The sequence below is a fragment of the Massilia sp. CFBP 13721 genome (genome assembly GCF_014842025.1).
Classification (GTDB): Bacteria; Pseudomonadota; Gammaproteobacteria; order Burkholderiales; family Burkholderiaceae_D; genus Telluria.
Genome location: NZ_JACYUY010000002.1, coordinates 317,182 through 337,622 on the forward strand (window position 1 = coordinate 317,182; position 20,441 = coordinate 337,622).

The 20,441-nt window shown below is 62.1% G+C and carries 15 protein-coding genes; 2 read left to right on the forward strand and 13 right to left on the reverse strand.

Annotation, left to right across the window (positions count from 1 at the left end):
• Nucleotides 1–4: 4 nt before the first annotated feature.
• The 13 genes from dut to IFT60_RS03105 form a co-directional block, all read right to left on the reverse strand.
• Nucleotides 5–454, reverse strand: coding sequence for a dUTP diphosphatase (gene dut, locus IFT60_RS03045; RefSeq protein WP_192049338.1), 450 nt, complete (start codon nucleotides 452–454; stop codon nucleotides 5–7).
• Between the two features lie 18 nt (nucleotides 455–472).
• A complete protein-coding gene (gene coaBC, locus IFT60_RS03050) occupies nucleotides 473–1,693 on the reverse strand; it encodes a bifunctional phosphopantothenoylcysteine decarboxylase/phosphopantothenate--cysteine ligase CoaBC (protein ID WP_192049340.1) in 1,221 nt (406 codons plus the stop codon).
• A 24-nt stretch (nucleotides 1,694–1,717) separates the two neighbouring features.
• On the reverse strand, nucleotides 1,718–2,245 hold the full coding sequence (gene lspA, locus IFT60_RS03055; RefSeq protein ID WP_192049342.1) for a signal peptidase II: 528 nt from the start codon (nucleotides 2,243–2,245) through the stop codon (nucleotides 1,718–1,720).
• Between the two features lie 69 nt (nucleotides 2,246–2,314).
• Entirely contained in the window at nucleotides 2,315–5,233 is a 2,919-nt protein-coding gene (gene ileS / locus IFT60_RS03060) for an isoleucine--tRNA ligase (RefSeq protein ID WP_192049344.1), read from the reverse strand.
• Between the two features lie 75 nt (nucleotides 5,234–5,308).
• Entirely contained in the window at nucleotides 5,309–6,313 is a 1,005-nt protein-coding gene (locus IFT60_RS03065; RefSeq protein WP_192049346.1) for a bifunctional riboflavin kinase/FAD synthetase, read from the reverse strand.
• A 468-nt stretch (nucleotides 6,314–6,781) separates the two neighbouring features.
• The gene (locus IFT60_RS03070) at nucleotides 6,782–8,011 is read right to left on the reverse strand and encodes a tetratricopeptide repeat protein (protein ID WP_192049348.1); all 1,230 of its coding nucleotides are present in this window, start codon (nucleotides 8,009–8,011) and stop codon (nucleotides 6,782–6,784) included.
• A 68-nt stretch (nucleotides 8,012–8,079) separates the two neighbouring features.
• A complete protein-coding gene (locus IFT60_RS03075; protein ID WP_192049350.1) occupies nucleotides 8,080–8,511 on the reverse strand; it encodes an ExbD/TolR family protein in 432 nt (143 codons plus the stop codon).
• 69 nt (nucleotides 8,512–8,580) lie between these two features.
• Entirely contained in the window at nucleotides 8,581–9,009 is a 429-nt protein-coding gene (locus IFT60_RS03080; protein WP_192049352.1) for an ExbD/TolR family protein, read from the reverse strand.
• A gap of 3 nt (nucleotides 9,010–9,012) precedes the next feature.
• Nucleotides 9,013–9,948: a MotA/TolQ/ExbB proton channel family protein gene (locus IFT60_RS03085; protein WP_229510658.1), complete on the reverse strand. Its 936-nt coding sequence runs from the start codon at nucleotides 9,946–9,948 to the stop codon at nucleotides 9,013–9,015.
• A gap of 84 nt (nucleotides 9,949–10,032) precedes the next feature.
• The gene (locus IFT60_RS03090; RefSeq protein ID WP_192049355.1) at nucleotides 10,033–10,698 is read right to left on the reverse strand and encodes an energy transducer TonB; all 666 of its coding nucleotides are present in this window, start codon (nucleotides 10,696–10,698) and stop codon (nucleotides 10,033–10,035) included.
• Between the two features lie 549 nt (nucleotides 10,699–11,247).
• Nucleotides 11,248–12,771 carry a SpoVR family protein gene (locus tag IFT60_RS03095; protein ID WP_192049357.1) on the reverse strand — a complete coding sequence of 508 codons (1,524 nt, stop codon included), beginning with the start codon at nucleotides 12,769–12,771 and terminating at the stop codon, nucleotides 11,248–11,250.
• A 26-nt stretch (nucleotides 12,772–12,797) separates the two neighbouring features.
• A complete protein-coding gene (locus tag IFT60_RS03100; RefSeq protein ID WP_192049359.1) occupies nucleotides 12,798–14,069 on the reverse strand; it encodes a YeaH/YhbH family protein in 1,272 nt (423 codons plus the stop codon).
• Between the two features lie 236 nt (nucleotides 14,070–14,305).
• The gene (locus IFT60_RS03105) at nucleotides 14,306–16,228 is read right to left on the reverse strand and encodes a PrkA family serine protein kinase (RefSeq protein ID WP_192049361.1); all 1,923 of its coding nucleotides are present in this window, start codon (nucleotides 16,226–16,228) and stop codon (nucleotides 14,306–14,308) included.
• A 644-nt stretch (nucleotides 16,229–16,872) separates the two neighbouring features.
• On the opposite strand from IFT60_RS03105, the gene IFT60_RS03110 reads away from it, so the two are divergent.
• Together IFT60_RS03110 and IFT60_RS03115 are read left to right on the forward strand one after the other, a co-directional pair.
• Nucleotides 16,873–17,880, forward strand: coding sequence for an adenosine deaminase (locus IFT60_RS03110; RefSeq protein ID WP_192049363.1), 1,008 nt, complete (start codon nucleotides 16,873–16,875; stop codon nucleotides 17,878–17,880).
• 11 nt (nucleotides 17,881–17,891) lie between these two features.
• Complete coding sequence (locus IFT60_RS03115) at nucleotides 17,892–20,426, forward strand: ABC transporter permease (RefSeq protein ID WP_192049365.1); 2,535 nt, start codon at nucleotides 17,892–17,894, stop codon at nucleotides 20,424–20,426.
• Nucleotides 20,427–20,441: the final 15 nt, after the last annotated feature.

The following is a 20,441-nucleotide window of genomic DNA, read 5'->3' on the forward strand; positions in this document are numbered from 1 at the left end:
CTCGTTATTGTTTTCCGGTGCTGCCGAACCCTCCGGCGCCCCGTTCGCTCGATGCGAATTCATCGACGACATTGAAGCCCACCTGCAAGACGGGCACGATCACCAATTGCGCCAGGCGGTCCAGCGGCTGCAGCGTAAACGTCTGGTTGCCGCGGTTCCAGGTCGAGACCATCAGCTGGCCCTGGTAATCGGAGTCGATCAAGCCTACCAGATTGCCGAGCACGATGCCGTTCTTATGGCCGAGCCCACTGCGGGGCAGGATCATCGCCGCATAGCCCGGATCGGCCACATGGATGGCGAGACCGGTCGGCACCAGCACGGTCTGGCCCGGCTCGAGGATGAGCGGTGCGTCGATGCAGGCGCGCAGGTCGAGGCCGGCGCTGCCCGGGGTCGCGTAGGCCGGCAGCAGTTCCTTCATGCGCGGGTCGAGGATTTTTACGTCGATGGTCTTCATGCGTCTATAAATCATTAATCAGGTTAGCAGCGAGCGCTGTTCGAGGCGCTTGCCGATTTCGGACACCAGCTGGCGCGCCAGCGTCAGCTTGTCGGCGCGCGGCAGCACGGTGTGGCCGTGTTCGTCGAACAGGACGATCGAATTCTCATCCTGCCCGAAGGTATGGTGGCCGATATTACCAACCAGCAAGGGGATGCCCTTGCGTTCGCGCTTGGCGGCGCCGTATTCCACCAGGTTTTCCGATTCCGCGGCAAAACCGACACAATACGGCCAGCCCGAGAGCGAGGTGGTCGCGGCCACCGCGGCCAGGATGTCGGCGTTCTGCACGAACTGCAGCTCCGGCGCGCCGCCGCCTTCCTGTTTTTTCAGCTTCTGTTCGCTGGCATTCGCCACGCGCCAGTCGGCCACCGCCGCCACGCCGACGAAAATGTGCTGGCCTTCGACGCCCGCCATCACGGCGTCGTGCATCTGCTGGGCCGAGAGCACGTCGATGCGGCGCACGCCGTGCGGCGTCGGCAGTGCCGTAGGGCCGGACACCAGCGTTACCTCGGCGCCGGCCTCGCGCGCGGCGCGGGCGATGGCGTAACCCATCTTGCCCGACGAGAGATTGGTGATGCCGCGCACCGGATCGATCGCCTCGAAGGTAGGACCGGCAGTGATCAGCACGCGCTTGCCGGCCAGGATCTTGTGCTGGAAGGAGGCGATCACTTCCTCGAGCAGCTGCTCGGGTTCGAGCATGCGTCCCAGCCCGGTCTCGCCGCAAGCCTGCTCGCCGGCGCCTGGGCCAAGGATGCAGATGCCGTCGCCGCGCAGGGTGGCGACGTTGCGCTGCGTGGCCGGGTTCTGCCACATCTCGACGTTCATCGCCGGCGCTACCAAGAGCGGCACGCCGTGCGGGCGCGCCAGGCACAGCGTCGAGAGCAGGTCGTCGCAGGCGCCGTGGGCGAGCTTGCGGATGAAGTCGGCCGAGCAGGGCGCGACCAGCACGGCGTGGGCGCCACGCGTGAGGTCGATGTGCGCCATGTTGTTGGGCATGCGCGCATCCCACTGATCCAGCCAGACCGGATTGCCCGAGAGCGCCTGCATGGTCACGGCGCCGATGAAGTGGGTCGCGGCCTCGGTCATGACGACGTGGACCTGCGCGCCCTGTTTGATGAGCGCGCGGCACAGTTCCGCCGCCTTGTAGCAGGCGACGCCGCCGGACAGGCCTAGGACGATTTTCTTGCCTTGCAGGTCCATATGCGTCTCCTTGTCAGTTCTTGCTCAGTTTTTATTCACGCGCCGCAGTTCATCGACGATGAACAGGAAGGCGCCAACCGAGATGCCGATGTCGGCGACATTAAAGGCCGGGAAGTGGCCCCAACCACGCCAGTAAAAGTCGAGGAAGTCGATTACGTGGCCATAGGCGACGCGGTCGATCACGTTGCCGATGGCGCCGCCCAGGATCAGGGCCAGGGCCCAGCAGAACAGGCGCTGTTCCGAATTACGCTTCAGGAGATAAAGAATGAAACCGATGGCGCCCACTGCGATCGCCGTGAAGAACCAGCGCTGCCAGCCGCCCTGGTCGCCCAGGAAGGAAAACGCGGCGCCGGGGTTATACACCAGCACCAGGTTGAAGAAGCTCGTGACCGGCAGCGTTTCGCCGTAGGTGAACAGCTTCGAGACCGTGATCTTGGTCAGCTGGTCGACCAATACGATGATGAAGGCGATCCCCAGCCATGGGGTCATGCCGGCGCTGCTGCCGGCTTTTTTGTGGACGCTCGTGATGCTCGGTTTTTTCTTGGTTGCCATGGGAGTCGGGGTCAGATGTGGAAACCGCCATGCCGCGTTCAGACGGCATGGCGGCTGGCGTAAAACCGCTTACGCGAAACGGCGTGCTTCGCCGGCGCCGAACAGGTTGCTCACGCAGCGGTCGCACAGGCCTGGGTGCTCGTGGTCGTGGCCGACCGCAGGGCGGTAATGCCAGCAGCGCTCGCACTTCGGCGCTTCGGATGCCGTCACCTGCACCGCTTCTTCCGCTTCGTTGGCGGCCTGCTCGACCTTGGCCTGCGAGGTGATGAAGACGAATTTCAAATCGTCGTCCAGGCTCGCCAGCAGATCGTGCCTGGCGCCGGCGGCCTTGATCGTCAGCTCGGCCTGCAGCGAGGAGCCGATCGCACCCGAGGCGCGCACTTCTTCCAGCTGCTTGGTCACGTCGGCGCGTACTTCACGCAAGGCCGTGTACTTGGCCAGCAGGGCTTCGGCATCCGGCAGTTCCGGGAAAGTCCACAGCGTCTGCGTGAAGATGGTCTCGTCCGAATCCGCATAGGCTTGCTGGCCCGCGAACACGGCCCAGGCTTCCTCGGCGGTGAACGACAGCACAGGCGCCATCACGCGCAGCAGCGCATTGGCGATCTGCCACAGCGCGGTCTGCGCCGAACGGCGCGCGACCGAGTCGACGCCGGTCGTGTACAGGCGGTCTTTCAGGATGTCGAGGTAGAAGCCGCCCAGGTCTTCCGAGCAGTAGTTCAGCAGGCGCGAGACGACCGGGTGGAATTCGTAGCGGTCGAAGTGCGCGCTGATGTCCTGCTGCAGCGCGGCCATCGAGGCGATCGCATAGCGGTCGATCTCGAACAGCTCGGCGGTCGGCACGGTGTGCTGTGCCGGATCGAAGTCCGAGGTGTTCGCCAGCAGGAAGCGCAGCGTGTTGCGGATGCGGCGGTACGATTCCGTGACGCGTTTCAGGATCTCTTCGCTGATCGACAGTTCGCCGGTGTAGTCGGTCGAAGCTACCCACAGGCGCAGGATGTCGGCGCCGAGGGTGTCCGAGATCTTCTGCGGCGCCATCGTGTTGCCGAGCGACTTGCTCATCTTCTTGCCGTGTTCGTCGACCGTGAAGCCGTGGGTCAGCAGCGCTTTATAGGGTGGCGTCCCGTTCAGCATCGACGAGGTCAGCAGCGACGAGTGGAACCAGCCGCGGTGCTGGTCCGAGCCTTCCAGGTAGAGGTCGGCCGGGAAGGTTGACTGCGCCGCGTGCGAACCGCGCAGCACGGTCTGGTGGGTGGCGCCGGAATCGAACCAGACGTCGAGCGTGTCCTTGTTCTTTTCGTAGATATCGGCGTCGTCGCCCAGCAGTTCGCGCGGGTCGAGCGCTTGCCAGGCGTCGATGCCATTCGCTTCGATCAGCTTGGCCACCTGCTCGAGCAGTTCCGGGGTGCGCGGATGCAGCGCGCCGGTTTCCTTGTGGATGAAGAAGGCCATCGGCACGCCCCACTGGCGCTGGCGCGACAGGGTCCAGTCCGGACGGTTCTCGATCATGCCGTGCAGGCGCGCCTGGCCCCAGTCCGGGAAGAACTGGGTCTTGTCGATGCCGGCGAGGGCCGTTTCGCGCAGGGTCGGGCCGCCATCTTTCGGCGTGATGTCCATGCCGGCGAACCACTGCGACGTCGCCCGGTAGACGATCGGGGTCTTGTGGCGCCAGCAGTGCATGTAGCTGTGGTCGAACATTTTGAGTTCGAACAGCGCGCCGGCGGCGGTCAGCGCGGCGCAGATCGGTTTACTCGCTTCCCAGATCGTCAGGCCGCCGAACAACGGCAGCGAGCTGGCGAAACGGCCGTCGCCCATCACCGGTTTGAGGATCTCGTCGTCCTTCATGCCGTGCGCTTTGCACGAGATAAAGTCTTCCAGGCCATAGGCCGGCGCCGAGTGGACCACGCCGGTGCCGCTCTCGGTGGTGACGTAGTCGGCCAGGTAGACCGGCGAGGTGCGGTCGTAGAACGGATCGGCGGCGAACAGCGGGTGCTTGAAGCGCATGCCTTCGAGCTTGTCGCCCGTGGTGGTGGCGATGACCTGGCCTTCGAATTTGTAGCGCGCCAGGCAGGATTCGACCAGGTCTTGCGCCAGGATCAGCAGCAGCGGCTGGCCATCGCGCTCGGTCTGTACCAGCGCGTAGGTCACTTCCGGATTGACGTTCAGCGCCTGGTTCGACGGGATCGTCCACGGCGTCGTGGTCCAGATCACGATGAAACCGTTCATCGTCGGCAGCGACGGCAAGCCGAATGCGGCCGCCAGTTTTTCTTCTTCCGCGAACGGGAAGCCGACGTCGATCGCCGGGTCGCGCTTGTCCTGGTATTCGACTTCCGCTTCGGCCAGGGCCGAGCCGCAATCGAAGCACCAGTTGACGGGCTTGAGGCCGCGGTAGACATAGCCTTTATCGAGCAGCTTGCCCAGCGCGCGCAGCTCGTCGGCCTCGTTACCGTAGGCCATGGTCATGTACGGGTTTTCCCATTCGCCGAGCACGCCCAGGCGGATGAAACCGGCGCGCTGGCGGTCGATCTGTTCGAGCGCGTAGGCGCGTGCTTTTTGCAGCACTTCGGCGGTCGGCAGGTTCTTGCCGTACAGCTTTTCGATCTGGATCTCGATCGGCATGCCGTGGCAATCCCAGCCCGGCACATACGGGGCGTCGAAGCCGGCCATGGTGCGCGACTTCACCACCATGTCTTTCAGGATCTTGTTCACGGCGTGGCCGAGGTGGATGTCGCCGTTCGCATACGGCGGACCATCGTGCAGTACGAAGCTCGGACGGCCCTTGGCCGCCTTGCGGATGCGGTGATAGATCTGCTTGTCCTGCCATTGCTTGACCCAGCCCGGCTCGCGCTTGGCGAGGTCGCCGCGCATCGGGAATGGGGTGTCGGTCATGTTGACCGCGTATTTACTCACAGGCTTGCTAACAGGCTTGCCTTCAGGTTTTTTGCCGGCCTTCTGGGCGGGCGCATTCTGGACTGGTTTGTTTTCGGACATAAATTTCTTCGGTAAGGGAATGCGGAATTGGCTGTGCGGTCTTTACCGCCAGCCACGCGGACGTGGCGTCGCGCGTCAAATTCGGTCGGTGGCGGTCAGGGCGCCGGCGCGGGCGGCGCTGCGCAGGTCGTGGCGCAGCCTGTGGTCGCTGAACCAGGCGCGCGCCTGGTGCGCGTCCTGGTGGATCGCGGCGGTGAGGGTGTCGAGGTCGACATACTTTTCCTCGTCGCGCAGTTTTTGCAGGAACTCGACGCGCACCAGCTTGCCGTAGCAAGGACGGTCGTAGTCGAAGATGTGCACTTCCAGCAGCATGCGGCCGGCGTCCTCGATAGTGGGGCGCACGCCCAGGCTCGCCACCGCCGGCAAGGGCCGGTCGGCCAGGCCATGCACCTGCACGACGAAGATGCCTTGCAGGGCAGGGCGGTGCATGACGCGCAGATTCAGGGTCGGGAAACCGAGGGTGCGGCCGAGCTTGGCGCCGTGGATCACGTGGCCGGACATGGCGTACGGATGGCCGAGCAGGGCGCAGGTGGCCTGCAAGTCGCCGGCGGCCAGCGCGGCGCGCACGGCCGAGGACGAAATGCGCTGCTCGCCTTCGCGCACGGTCGGCAGGGTTTCGACCTGGAAGCCGTGGCGGCGCCCGGCTTCCTTGAGCATCTCGACGTTGCCGGCGCGTTTGGCGCCGTAGCAGAAATCGTCGCCGACCATCAGCCACTTGACGTGCAGGCCGTCGACCAGCACGCGCTGGGTAAAGTCTTCCGGAGAGATGGAGGCGAACTGTTCGTTGAAGTGTTCGACAATGACGCGGTCGATGCCGGCGGCGGAGAGGTCTTCCAGCTTGTCGCGCAGGTTGGCGATGCGCGCCGGGGCGCGGCTGAGGTCGCCGCTGCGGCGGGCAAAGTATTCGCGCGGGTGCGGCTCGAAGGTCATGACCGCCGCTTCCAGTCCCAGCGCCGCGCTGGCGGCACGCACGCGCGCCAGCAAGGCCTGGTGGCCGCGATGGACGCCGTCGAAATTGCCGATCGTGAGCGCGCACGGTGCACGCGCCACGTCGTTGGGAAGTCCGCGAAATACCTTCATTGGTGGTTCCAGAATGCCCGGCAAGCCTGCCACGCATGTCGTGGTCAGCCATGCCGCGGGGCGAAAACCTTGATTATACGGTATAGACTTGCCGCTGTTGGCGCCTCGTGCCGACGCGAAACTTTGCAATGCGTTGGCGGCGTTATCGGTCAGGCAGGTAGGGTGGTCGGCTATACCCCGGGCGGTGGTGTAGCCGCAGCCATGACGCCGCCCACGCGTGACGGCCGCGTCACGACTGCCCGGTTGTTTGATGGCCGGCGGCTTCGCGGCATTCGACGCATGGTCTTGATAAGGGCAGGCTAAATGCTGGCGTTACGCGTGGGCGGCGGACACGCTGCAGACAGATCATAGGTACGGGTGGAGCCGGCCACCCTACGGCAGGCGTTATCCTGGGCAATCAACGGACGAAAAAAAACGCCGCCTGCGAACAGGCGGCGTTTTGCCGATCGACGAGCGATCGAGAGGCGCTTAACTAGCCAATGGCTTGTTGATTGCCATGATCCAGTAACGTGCCAGTTCGGCGGTGCCTTCCTTGCCGCCGACGCCGCGCAGGGTGCTGATCGCCTGCTGCTTCTTGCCGGCTGCGGCATAGGCTTCGCCCAGGCGCAGCTTGGCTTCGTCGGGGTAGCGCAGGCCGCCGGCCTTGATCGCTTCTTCCATCATCTTCAGACCCTTGTCGGTCTGACCGGCCTGGACCAGGCTATAGCCGAGACCGACCAGGCTGTCGTTGTCCTTGGCTGCACGGTATTCAGCTTCCGTGGCGGCGGCATCCTTGGCACGATCGGCCAGGCTCTTCTGCGCCAGGTCTTTCAGGCGCTGATGACGGGCGGCATCCGGACCGGTGCCCAGGGCGCCGGCCTTGTAGCCTTTGTCGATGACCTTGAGCGCTTCAGCCGGCGCTCTCGCCTGCAGTACGAGCTGGGCCATTTCCATGAATTCACTCGGCTTTTTCAGCAGGCCGTTGGCCAGCTTCAGGCGGTACAGGTCCACCGACAGGCGGCCCGAAAAGCCAGGCTTGCCCTGCACGCGGTTGAGCAGGTCGTTCCAGTACTGGGCTTTCGGATAGTTGGCCGCCAGCTTTTCGATGGTGTTGACGTAGCCGACCTTGTCGTTTTTCTTGAGCTGGATGTTGGCCAGCATACCGAGCATGTCTTCCGATATGCGGCCCGACTTTTCAGCCGTGCGCAGTTCGGCTTCCAAGGCAGCAGTGTTGCCCTGCTTGTAGTAGTTCTGCAGCAAGTAGGCGCGCAGCTTCGGATCGTCGCCGTTCTTCAGCTGACGCTGGATGGCTTCGTTTGCCTTGTTCAGGTCGCCGCCGCGCATGTAGATGCCGATCAGGCCTTCCGAAAACTGGCTGCGTTCGGCAGCCGACAGCTTGCCCGAGGCGATCAGGGTTTCGAATGCCTTGGCGGCGGTGCCGTAATCGCCAGCCGACGAAGCTGCCGAGGCGCGCACGCGCTCAATCAGGTAGCTTTCGTGCGCCGATTTGCCGGAGACAGCGTCCGCTTCGCGCAGTTTTGCCAGGGCGTCCTTGTGCTTACCCTGTTTCATCAATGCCTGGGCTGCCTGCAAGTGCTTGCCAACCTGGGCGCTCACGGCTTGCGCATGGGCAGGGGCCAGGCCAACGATCGGAGCTGCTGCGGTGAAGCCAAGGGCGGCCATTGCGAGGCCGAGGTGTGCGAGTCGGAATTTGATCATCGTGGAAAATCCTCTTTGAAAATGGACACGGCAGGGAAACCCTGCCGTGTTGGTCAAGCTTGATGCGATTACTGGAACTGCTCGTTACCGACCATGCCGATCTTCGTGACGCCGAGACGTTGGGCCGTTGCCATGACACCGGCAACCACCTTGTACTCGACCAGCTTGTTCGGACGCAGATGCACTTCCGGCTGGTTCGGCTGGGCAGCCACTTCATTCATCCTGGCTTCCAGCGTCGGGCGATCTGGGATGGTCTGACCATCCCAAAGGATGGTGCCATCGAAGTCGACGTCGATGGTGACAACGCGCGGCTCTTCGGTCTTTGGCGGTGGGGTGCCCACCGGCATGTTCAGATTGACCGAGTGGTTTTGCTTCGGAATCGTGATAATCAACATGATGATCAAGACCAACAGGACGTCGATCAAGGGGGTCATGTTCATTTCCATCATCGGTTCCGGATCGGCTCCCTTGGCGGAGCCTGAACCTACGTTCATACCCATGGTGTTTCCTTTTCAAATAACTGGGTGCAAGGTGCGGCGCCGAAGTTTCCTTCGGCACCGCAGCTGACATTACATCTTGTCAGGTGGTTCGATCACGAACCCGACCTTTTGCACACCAGCACGTTGTGCCGTGTAGATCACCCGACCGATTGCTTCGTAGCGGGTAGCTTGGTCGCCACGCACTTTCACTGCAGGCTGCGGCACTTTCACCGACTGCTCCGCGAAGAACTTGAACAACTCGTCCGTGTTCGCGATGCGGGTCTGGTTCCAGAACATTTCGCCGTCTTTGTTGACGGTGATGTTGATGTCTTCCGGCGCGGTCTTGGTGACCTGGTTCGTTTCCGCCGGCAGAGCAACCCTTTGCAACTGCAGGACCACCGGGCTGGTGATCAGGAAGATGATCAGGAGAACCAACATGATGTCGACAAGCGGCGTCGTGTTGATCTCTGACATCACGGCATCATCATCTCCGCTCTCGGAGCCGACACTCATTGACATGATTTATCCAATCTTTTTAGCGCCGGCAGCAGCACGTGCAGCTTCCGAGGTCGACATGGCGCCCGATACCAGGACCGAGTGAACGTCGGCGCTGAACGAACGGACATCTTCCATTGCTGCCTTGTTGCGGCGGACCAGCCAGTTGTAACCCAGGACGGCAGGAACTGCGACGAACAGACCGAAGGCGGTCATGATCAGTGCTTCACCCACTGGACCTGCGACCTTGTCGATCGAAGCGTTACCCGACATGCCGATGGCGGTCAGTGCGTTGTAGATGCCCCAGACGGTACCGAACAGACCGATGAACGGCGAGGTCGAACCGACGGTTGCCAGGAACGACAGGCCATCTTGCAGGCGCGACTGGACGCGGTCAACGGCGCGCTGGACTTGCATCGTCACCCAGGTCGACAGGTCGATCTGCTCGAGCAGGGCGCCATCGTGGTGCTGGGTTGCCTTGGTGCCGGTTTCAGCGATGAAGCGGAATGGCGAACCTTCTTTCAGCGAAGCCGAACCGGCAGCGATCGAGTTGGCTTTCCAGAACTTCTGGGAAACTTCCTTCGACTGGCGCATGATCTTCGACTGGTCGATCAGCTTGGTGATGATGATGTACCACGAACCCATCGACATCAGCGACAGGATGATGATGGTGCCCTTGTTGACGAAGTCGCCTTCTTCCCACATGGCCGAGAAGCCGTACGGGTTGTGGACTTCTTCCTTGCTTTCGCCGGCGGCGGCAGCAGGAGCTGCGCCTTCGGCTGCAGGTGCTGCGGCGGCTGCGTCAGCGGCCGGAGCTGCTGCTGCGTCTGCCGGTGCCGCGGCGGCCGGAGCGGCTGCTGCCGGTGCGTCAGCGAAGGCTGGTGCCGAGACCAGGGCCGATGCTGCCGTAACCGAGAACAGGACTGCCGCCAGTACAGCGGACAAACGGGTATTCTTAAACATGCTTCCTCCAGAAATATAAAAATAGACAGTTCGCTGATTTAAATGCAACGAAAATCATAGTTGTGAGACGCTGCTCTGTCTCGGTTATTGTTCCAGCGACCAGACGTACTGTACTGGGACCCATGCCTGTTCAGGCTGACCATTGACCATTGCCGGTTTGAAGCGGCACTTGCCGATCGCAGACTGCGCTGCACGGTCAAGATCACGCGATCCACTCGATTTCGTGATCTTGGAATCAACCATCCGACCATCGACGCCGATCAGGAACGAGATCGTCGTCGTGCCTTCTTCTTCGTTACGTGCCGAGGCCTTCGGGTATTCCGGTTTTGCGCAGGTGCTGAAGTCAGCCACTGCAGCGGTACGGCTAGGACCAGCAGGCGCTGCCGGCGCAGCGGCCGGTGGAGCCGGTGGTGCCGGAGGAGCCAGGCTGGTCGTCGGAGGCGGCGTGCTCGTTGCTGCCTGGATGACGTTCTGTGGTGGAGGAGGCTGCTGCACCTGAACCTCGACCGGCGGAATGAATGGAGGCGGCGGGGCCTTCATTTCCGGCGGCGGCGGCGGTGGGGGAGTCTCCGGTGGCGGTGGCGGTTTCACCTCTTCGATCAGCTTCGTTTCCACTGCTTCCTGCACCTTCGTGATCACCTTTGTACCGAGACCATTGATGATCCCCCAGCCGACCAGGACGTGCAACAGGACCACGACGGTGATACCAGTGAGATTCTTCCCCGGTTCCTTTTCATGTGTAAAATTCATGCCTGCTTTCTCCAATACCAACTCTTTTTTGTTGCTACTAAACCCTCAAAACACGACGAAAAGACAAGGCCGCATCCGGGACATCGGCGAATTATACCTACGAATTCTTTTTTGCACAGGTATTTTTGAGGCATCAAAATGGGCGTAAATGCCTGTATAAACAGGCGATCCTGCTCATCCGGATTGCTTCTCGTTGTGCAAAAACTCGCAGGCGTTCCGTATATAAAATTACAACATTGCAGCTTATTACTTGCGCACTGTAGAAGATCTGGAAAGAAGTGGCTGTTCACCAAATATTGAACGTTGAATTTGCCTAATGGCAAATATCATATAGTGCAATGCTCAGCTTTTCGCAAACTATAGCCAGTTTCGGCAAAGCGTAGCGTTCGCCAGCTAACACAAATGGCGTTGGGACGGGGCGTCGCGTATGACTGGAAGTGATGGCATGCCGCCGAGTCGCTATATCTTGACATGCATCAGTGGGAGAGTTGCCTTCAGGCATGATCCAGAGTGGAGCATACCTGAAGGCGGGGTACTGCGGATGGACTGCTAGCGGTGGCGCTTCTCGCGCCGGCAATCGAGGAAGCTGACGACGTGGCCACTCGTATCGACCGTTTCCAGGCGCACGTCGAAACCCCACAGCCGGGCCACATGCTTGAGCACTTCCTGGGCCTGGGCATTGAGCGGGCGGCGCTGGAACTGGGTATGGCGCAGGGTCAGCGCGCGGTCGTCGCGTGTGTTGACCTGCCAGACCTGGATGTTCGGTTCGCGGTTGCCGATGTTGTACTGCTCGGCCAGTTGCTGGCGCACGTAGCGGTAGCCGGCTTCGTCGTGGATCGCCGAGATGGTCAGCTTGTCGCTGCGGTCGTCGTCGAGCACGGCGAAGAAGTGGAACTCGCGGATCAGCTTGGGCGACAGGTACTGGGCGATGAAGCTCTCGTCCTTGAAATTGCGCATCGCAAAGTCGAGCGTCTTGACCCAGTCGCTGCCAGCGATGTCGGGGAACCAGGCGCGGTCTTCGTCGGTGGGGTTTTCGCAGATACGGCGGATGTCGGTCATCATCGCGAAGCCGAGTGCGTACGGATTGATGCCGCTGTAGTAGGGGCTGGTCGCCGCCGGCTGGTAGACGACGTTGGTATGGCTTTGCAGGAACTCGAGCATGAAGCCGTCGCCGACGATGCCCTCTTTATATAGTTCCTGCAAAATCGTGTAGTGCCAGAAGGTGGCCCAGCCCTCGTTCATGACCTGGGTCTGGCGTTGCGGATAAAAGTATTGCGAGATCTTGCGCGTGATACGCACCAGTTCACGCTGCCAGGGTTCGAGCAGCGGCGCGTACTTCTCGATGAAGTACAGCAGGTTTTCCTCGGGTTCGAGCGGGAAGCGCGGCGGCGGGGCATTGCGTTCTTCTTCCTCGCGCCGCGGCACCGTGCGCCACAGGGCGTTCACCTGCGACTGCGCGTATTCCTCGCGTTCCTTCTGGCGTGCCGCTTCCTGCGCCACCGACAGCTTGGCCGGCCGTTTATAGCGGTCGACGCCGTAGTTCTGGATCGCGTGGCAGGAGTCGAGCAAGTCCTCGACCGCATCGATGCCGTAGCGCTGCTCGCATTCGGCAATGTAATTCTTGGCGAACACCATGTAGTCGACGATCGCTTCGGCGTCGGTCCAGGTGCGGAACAGGTAATTGCCCTTGAAGAAGGAGTTATGGCCATAGGCGGCGTGGGCGATCACCAGCGCCTGCATCGTCAGGCTGTTCTCCTCCATTAAATAGGCAATGCAGGGATTGGAGTTGATGACGATTTCGTAGGCCAGGCCCATCTGGCCGCGCTTGTAGCTCTTTTCGGTCGACAGGAAGTGCTTGCCGAAGGACCAGTGGTTGTAAGACACCGGCATGCCGACCGAGGTGTAGGCATCCATCATCTGCTCGGCGGTGATGATTTCGAGCTGGTTGGGGTAGGTGTCGAGGCCGAATTTCCTGGCCACGCGGCGGATTTCCTCGTGCGCCTGCTCGATCAGGTCGAAGGTCCACTCCGACTGTTCGGGCAGGGCGCGCGGATTGGTGCGGTCGTCTGGCATATGCGTGCCTATCGAGATATGTCGGCTTACTTGGGCTGTTTCTTGAACAGCTCGCGGAAGACCGGATAAATGTCGGCCGGCGTCACGATCTTTTGCATCGCGAAATTGGCATGGTGCGCGGCGACTTCGGTGTATTGCTCCCACAGGTTCTGCGGTGGTCCGTCGGTGATTTCGACATAGGTGTAGTACTGCACTTTCGGCATGATGCCGTTGTCGAGCAGCTGTTTGCACAGCACCGAATCGTTGTCCCAGTTGTCGCCGTCAGAGGCTTGCGCGACATAGGCGTTCCAGTCCGAACTCGAATAGCGCTCGCCGATCACCTTTTGCAGCAGGTGCAGGGCGGACGAAACGACGGTGCCGCCGGATTCGCGCGAGTGGAAGAATTCGTCCTCGTCGACTTCGGCCGCGGCGGTATGGTGGCGGATGAAGACGACGTCGATGCGCTCGTAGACGCGCTTGAGGAATAGATACAGCAGGATGAAGAAGCGTTTCGCCGTGTCCTTGCGGGTTTCGTCCATCGAGCCGGACACGTCCATGATGCAGAACATCACGGCCTGGGTGCTCGGTTTCGGCACCTTGATGCGGTTGCTGTAGCGCAGGTCGAACGGGTCGATGAAGGGAATCGCGTTGATGCGCGTATGCAGGTGGTGGATTTTCTTGCGCAGTTCGACCACGCGCGGATCGTCTTCCGGCACCTCGGCATCGAACAGTTCCTGCAGTTCCTGCTGCGCCTCGCCCGCTGCACGCCGGCTCGGGCCGCCCACGGCGATGCGCCGTCCGAGCGCCCCGCGCAGCGAGCGCAGCACGTGGATGTTGGAGGGCGTGCCGGAGACGTTGTAGCCGGCGCGCTGGGTTTTGAAGTCGATCGTCTGCGTGAGCTGGGTTTTCACCATGTTCGGCAGCTCGAGGTCTTCGAAGAAATAGTTCATGAATTCTTCGCGCGAGAGCTCGAAGATGAAGTCGTCCTCGCTGGTCTGCTCGCTGTTGCCGGCGCGCCCGCGCCCGGACCCGCCGCCGCCGCTGCGCGGACGGTTGAACTGGTCGCCTTTCTGGTATTCGGTATTGCCGGGGTTGACCGTTTCCCACACGCCGCCATGGGCATGGCCGAAGTGCGGTTCGTTGACGTCCTTGACGGGGATCGAGACTTTCTCGCCATTCTCGATATCGGTGATCGAGCGGCCCTTGATTGCGCGGCCAACCGCGTCCTTGATTTGCGCCTTGTAGCGGCGCAGGAAGCGTTCGCGGTTCACCGCGGACTTGTTCTTGCCCTGCAAGCGTCGGTCGATGAGGTAAGTCAAAACATGCCTCCTGTTAAAACCGCTGCGGACCCGCTGCGGAAAACGCGCCGCGCGGTCCTCCCTATCTTAATACGCAGCGTGCATAAGCGGGGGGCGCACGGCTGGCAGGGTGGTCAAAATGGCGCGAAACGACGGTTGGCGGTCCGGGTGCCGACGCATTCGATGCGCACAAGCCACCCGGATGAAACCGGCCGGGGCAGCGCGCACGCCATGCATGCGCCGCCCGTGCCGTCTGCTCAGGACGACTTCCTGACGCGCAGATACCATTCGCACAGGAGCCGCACCTGCTTGGCCGTATAACCCTTCTCGACCATGCGGTTGACGAAGTCGGCGTGTTTGGTCGCATCCTCCGCACTCGCCTTGGCGTTGAACGAAATAACCGGCAAAAGTTCCTCAGTATTCGAGAACATTTTCTTCTCGATGACGGTGCGGAACTTCTCGTAGCTGGTCCAGGCCGGATTCTTGCCGCCGTTGGTCGCGCGCGCGCGCAGGCCGAAGTTCACGATCTCGTTGCGGAAATCCTTCGGGTTCGAAATCCCGGCCGGCTTCTCGATCTTTTCCAGCTCGGCGTTGAGCGACTCGCGGTCGAAACTCTCGCCCGTGTCCGGATCGCGGAATTCCTGGTCCTGGATCCAGAAGTCGGCAAAGGTCACGTAACGATCAAAAATGTTCTGGCCGTATTCCGAATAGCTCTCCAGGTAGGCGGTCTGGATTTCCTTGCCGATGAAATCGACATAGCGTTGCGCCAGGTGCTCCTTGATATACGAGTGGTAGCGCTGCTCCTGCTCGGGCGGGAATTGCTCGCGCTCGATCTGCTGTTCCAGCACGTACAGCAGGTGCACCGGATTGGCGGCGACTTCGGTGTTATCGAAATTAAAGACTTTCGACAGGATCTTGAAGGCGAACCGCGTCGACAGCCCGTTCATGCCTTCGTCCACGCCGGCATAATCGACGTATTCGTGCAAGGATTTGGCTTTGGGATCGGTGTCCTTCAGATTTTCGCCGTCGTAGACCAGCATCTTCGAATAGATACTGGAGTTTTCCGGATCCTTCAGGCGCGACAGGATCGCGAACTGCGCCATCATGCGCAGCGTCCCCGGCGCGCAGGGTGCCTTTTCCAGCGACGAATTGCGCACCAGTTTGTCGTAAATTTTGATCTCGTCGGAGATGCGCAGGCAATACGGCACCTTGACGATATAGATCCGGTCGAGGAAAGCCTCGTTGTTGCGGTTATTCCGGAAAGTTTTCCATTCCGATTCGTTCGAGTGCGCCAGGATAATGCCTTCGAACGGAATCGCGCCGAAACCTTCGGTACCCTTGTAATTGCCTTCCTGGGTGGCCGTCAGCAGTGGATGCAGCACCTTGATCGGCGCCTTGAACATCTCGACGAATTCCATCAGGCCCTGGTTTGCCAGGCACAGGCCGCCGGAATAGCTATAGGCGTCCGGATCGTCCTGCGAATATTCCTCGAGCTTGCGGATGTCGACCTTGCCCACCAGCGAAGAAATATCCTGGTTGTTTTCGTCGCCCGGTTCGGTTTTCGAAATGGCGACCTGTTTCAGGATCGACGGATAGCGCTTCACCACGCGGAACTTGTTGATGTCGCCACCGAATTCATGCAGGCGTTTCACCGCCCACGGGCTCGGAATCGAACGCAGGTAGCGGCGCGGAATACCGTAGTCTTCTTCCAGGATGACGCCGTCTTCGTCTTCGTTGAACAAGCCCAGCGGCGATTCGTTCACCGGCGACCCTTTAATTGCATAGAAGGGGACTTGTTCCATCAGGTGCTTGAGCTTTTCGGCAATCGATGATTTACCGCCGCCGACCGGTCCCAGCAGATACAGGATTTGCTTGCGCTCTTCCAATCCTTGCGCCGCGTGGCGGAAATACGAGACGACCTGCTCGATGACTTCTTCCATGCCATAAAACTCGCGGAAGGCGGGATAGACCTTGATGACCTTGTTGGCAAAGATGCGCGACATGCGCGGATCGAGCCGGGTATCGACCAGCTGCGGCTCGCCGATGGCGGCGAGCATGCGCTCCGGCGCGCTGGCATAGGTCAGCGGGTCCTTCTTGCACAAGGCAAGATATTCGGACAGGGAATATTCCTCTTCACGGGTGCGCTCGTAACGGGCTGCGTAGTTGTCAAAAATGGTCATGTGCATGTCCTTTAGTTTGCTAACAACGATCACTGTCACGACAGGCGGCATAAAGCCGACTGCCAAGCCCCAAGTGTTTTTGGCTTTTTACGGATACCTCGGCGACCTGTCGCGGACGCAATAACAGCCAATTTGTTTGGCATTCATCTGCGCGCGACGGTTTCGCGAAGTTCCACCCGTTAGGCGGGTCGTCCTGGTAGCGACGCGACGTGCGCGGCGGCTCAGGCGGATTGTTCTTTTTGAGCCGGCTTGTGGCCGGTTGTCCCGTGAATGAAGGGGCTCTTTTGTTTCTGAAATTTATTATGTCCCTATTGGTTCTCGAAGTCAAAGCAGGATAGCGCATTCGCGCGTAGGACGATAAGCCTTTGATTATTAACGAAAACCAATATATTTCCAGGTCTACTTTGGTGTGCTCAGCAGTCTGACCAGAAGAAAATATTTATGCATGCTGTATGGCTATTTCCACAAGCCTTTACTGTTGGGTTGACAAAAGGAAGGGATCGATCGTGCACGATCCGGCATGCCGGCGGCGCACGCGAAACCGGTCGTTTTTCGACCGCCTGTCCAATGAAAACTGAGCCATGGCTGCATGCGGTACACTTGCCGGTCCTGCACCTGAAAACCGCATTTGACGGAGAACATCCATGCTGAACGAGCAGCTGCGCCAGACCATCGAACAGATGCCGAAGGCCGAATTGCACATCCATATCGAGGGCTCGCTCGAGCCGGAACTGATCTTTGCGCTGGCGCAAAGGAACGGCGTATCGCTGCCTTACCCATCGGTCGAAGCGTTGCGCCAGGCCTACGCTTTTTCCGATTTACAGTCTTTCCTCGACATCTATTACGCCGGCGCCAGCGTCCTGCTGGTCGAGCAGGATTTCTACGACATGACCGCCGCCTACCTGGCGCGCGCCGCGCGCGACAACGTGCGCCATGCCGAGATCTTCTTCGATCCGCAGACGCACACCGCGCGTGGCGTGCCCTTCGAGACCGTCATCAACGGCATCTGGCGCGCCTGCCAGGAAGGCCCGATCAGCGCCTCGCTGATCATGTGCTTCTTGCGCCATCTGTCGGAAGAGGAAGCGCTGGCCACGCTCGACGAAGCGCTGCCGCACCGCGACAAATTCATCGGCGTCGGCCTCGACTCGTCCGAAGTGGGCCACCCGCCGGAAAAATTCGCGCGTGTGTTCGAACGCGCACGCCAGCTCGGCCTGCGCCTGGTCGCGCATGCAGGCGAGGAGGGGCCGCCCGCGTACATCGAAAGCGCGCTCGACGTGCTGCAGGTCGAGCGCATCGACCACGGCGTGCGTTGCCTGGAAAGCCCGGAACTGGTCGAGCGCCTGGTGCGCGAACAGATGGCGCTGACCGTCTGCCCGCTGTCGAACATCAAGCTGCGCGTGTTCGACGTGATGGGCAGCCATAACCTGCGCACCTTGCTCGACAAGGGCCTGGCGGCGACCGTCAATTCCGACGATCCGGCCTATTTTGGCGGCTACATGAACGACAATTTCATCGCCGCCTTCGAGGCGCTGCCGCTGGACGCATCGCACGCGCGCCAGCTCGCGCGCAACAGTTTCAGCGCCGCCTTCCTCGGGCCCGAGCAACAGCGCGGCTTCCTGGCGGAAGTCGACGCCTTCTTCGCCAACCGATAGGAAAACAGCCGATGTTGATGCAGTCCCTCCGCATGACCGCGCGCGACTGGCGCGCGGGCGAACTGCGTTTCCTGCTGGTCGCGCTGATCGTGGCGGTGTCGGCGCTGTCCTCGGTCGGCTTCTTCATCGACCGCATGCGCGCCGGCCTGGCGCGCGACGCCAACCAGCTGCTCGCCGCCGACCTGCTGGTCAACGCCGACAATCCGATCCTGCCCGCCTGGCGCCAGGAAGCGCAGCGGCGCGGCCTGCTGCTGGCCGATACCGTCACCTTCCCCAGCATGGCGCAAGGCGGAGAGGGCGAGAATTCGCAAGCCCAGCTGGCCTCGATCAAGGCCGTCTCGACGGGCTATCCGCTGCGCGGCACGCTGCGCATCACGACCGATCCGGACCAGGCCAGCGCCGCGCGCGGAACGGCTGCGAATGCGATCCCGGCGCCGGGCACCGTCTGGGTCGACGCCAACCTGCTGCCGGCCCTGAACGTGAAAGTCGGCGATGCGCTGCAGGTGGGCGATCGTAAATTCACCATCACCCAGCTGGTAGCGGCCGAACCGGATCGCGGCGCCTCGTTCGCCAACTTCGCGCCGCGCGTGATGCTGTCGCTTGACGACCTGAAGTCCACCGGCCTGGTCGACGATTTTGCGCGCGTGACCTACAAGCTGTTGGTGGCGGCGCCCTCGAACAACGACCTGGCGCGCGTGCGTGATTTCGATACCTGGCTGCGCGCGCGCATCGCCCAGGACAACGTCAAGGGCGTGCGCATCGAGTCGATCGAGAACGGCCGTCCCGAGATGCAGGCCACGTTAGAGCGCGCCGACCGTTTCCTGTCGCTGGTCGGCCTGTTGTCGGCGATGCTGGCGGCGGTCGCCGTCGCCATGGCCGCGCGCCGTTTCATGCAGCGCCACCTGGACGCCTGCGCCATGCTGCGCTGCCTCGGCATGACCCAGAACGGCGTCGGCGCCATGTACCTGATCGAGTTCGCGCTGGTCGGCCTGGCCGGCAGCGTCATCGGCGTGCTGGTCGGCTTCGGCGCGCACTTCGTGCTCCTCCAATTGATCGGCACGCTGCTGCCGCCGGACCTGCCGCCGGTGTCGCTGCTGCCGGCGTTGCAGGGCATCGCCACCGGCATGCTGCTGCTGGTCGGCTTCGCACTGCCGCCCGTCCTTCAACTGCGCAACGTGCCGCACAACCGCGTGATCCGGCGCGAGCAAAGCGCGCCACAACCCATGGCGCTGGCCACCTATGGCCTCGGCATCGGCGTGTTCCTGGCGCTGCTGCTGTGGCAGGCGGGCGACCCGAAGCTGGCGCTATTGACGGCCGGCGGCTTCCTCGGCGGCTTCGCGGTGTTTGCGCTGGTGGCCTGGCTGGGATTGAAATTGCTGCGCCGCCTGCGCGGGATCTCGGCCCACCAGGGCTGGCGCTTCGCCGTCACCTCGCTGCAGCGCCGCCCCGGCGCGACCATCGTGCAGGTGGTGTCGCTCGCACTCGGCCTGATGGCGCTGCTGCTGCTGACCGTGGTGCGCGGCGACCTGGTCGCGGCCTGGCAGCGCGCCACGCCGGAGAATGCACCGAACCGCTTCATCATCAACGTGCTGCCCGAACAACGGGACGACGTGGCGCGCCGCATCACCGCCGCCGGCGTCGACAAACCTGTGCTGTACCCGATGATCCGCGGCCGCCTGACCGCGGTGAACGGCAAAGCCATCACGCGCGACACCTACGCCAGCGACGACGCGCGCCGCCTGGCCAATCGCGAATTCAACCTGTCGACGACTGCCGATGCCCCGGAGGGCAACGACATCGTCGCCGGCAAGTGGTACGCGGACGCGCCTGGCGTGTCCGAAGCCTCGGTGGAGCAGGGCATCGCCAAGACGCTGGGCCTGAAACTGGGCGACGTCATGCGCTTCGACATGGCCGGCATCGTGGTCGATGCCAAGGTGACGAGCCTGCGCAAGCTGGAATGGGGCTCGATGCGCGCCAACTTCTTCGTCATCATCAACCCGCAAGCGATGGCGAATGCCCCGGCGACCTACATGACGGCCTTCCACCTGCCGCAGCAGGGCGCGGGCCTGGCCAACACGCTGGCGCGCACCTACCCGAACCTGACCGTGATCGACGTCAGCGGCATCATCCGCCAGGTGCAGGACGTGGTCGACCAGGTGGTTGTCGCCGTCGAATTCCTATTCCTGTTCACGCTCGCTTCCGGCGTGCTGGTGCTGTACGCGGCGTTGATGGGATCGCAGTCGGAACGCACGCGCGAAGCCGGCCTGCTGCGCGCCCTGGGGGCGACGCGCAAGCAGCTGGCGCAGGCGCAGCGCATCGAGTTCGTGCTGGTCGGCGGCCTGGCCGGTTTGCTGGCCGCGAGCGGCGCGGCGGCGCTGGGCTGGGCGCTGGCGACGTTCCAGTTCAAGTTCCCGTGGACCTTCGAGCCGGGCGTGTGGCTGGCGGGGATCGTGGTCGGCGCCGTGTGCGCGCTGGTGGGCGGCTGGCTGGGGCTGCGCAGCGTGTTGCGGCAACCGCCGTTGCAGACGCTGCGGGAGTCGGGCTAACGATATTCGGCGTTC